At 73.4% G+C, this 752-nt stretch carries 1 protein-coding gene; it reads left to right on the forward strand.

Annotated elements, in window-relative coordinates; translation table 11 throughout:
* Positions 1 to 128: 128 nt before the first annotated feature.
* Positions 129 to 752 (forward strand): serine hydrolase domain-containing protein (locus tag ACFW2E_RS40065; protein ID WP_384474981.1); only part of this gene is annotated, 624 nt, incomplete at its 3' end.

A 752-nucleotide genomic window follows, 5' to 3' on the forward strand; every position in this document is an offset into this window, starting at 1 on the left:
TGTCCCCCCACCCACACCGCCTCACACGGCCGGGGGCCCTCCCCGCCGCCCCTCGTGGGCTTTCCTTTTTGGGGCCCCCCGGGCCGCCTTTTGCGCGGCCAGGGTGTCCCCGCGACGACGGAGGGCCCATGTCCCAGCACGAGCCAGACGTTCACGGTCACTGCGACGCGCGCTTCACCGCGGTGCGGCAGGCGTTCGAGGAGAACTTCCGGGACCGCGGTGAACTGGGTGCCGCCGTGGCGGTGACCGTGGACGGGGAACCCGTGGTGGACCTCTGGGGCGGCTGGGCGGATGCGGCGCGCACACGCCCCTGGGAGCGGGACACCCTGGTCAACGTCTGGTCGACGACGAAGGGGGTGACCGCGCTGTGCGCGCACATCCTCGCCGACCGGGGACTGCTCGACCTCGACGCTCCGGTCGCCGCGTACTGGCCCGAGTTCGCGGCCGCGGGCAAGGAGAAGGTCCTCGTACGGCATCTGCTGTCGCACCGGGCCGGGCTCGCCGGCCTGCGTGAACCGCACTCGCTGGAGCAGCTCTACGACTGGGAGCTGACGACCGCCCGGCTCGCGGCGACGGAGCCCTGGTGGGAGCCGGGGACGTGCTCCGGGTACCACGCGTTCACCTACGGCCACCTGGTCGGCGAGGTCGTGCGACGGGTCTCGGGGCTGCTGCCGGGTGCCTTCCTGGAGCGGGAGGTGACCGGGCCGCTCGGGGCCGACTTCACCATCGGCCTGCCCGCGAAGGAGTCCGGG

Origin of the sequence: Streptomyces sp. NPDC058964, from assembly GCF_042741275.1 — a bacterium.
GTDB lineage: Bacteria > Actinomycetota > Actinomycetes > Streptomycetales > Streptomycetaceae > Streptomyces.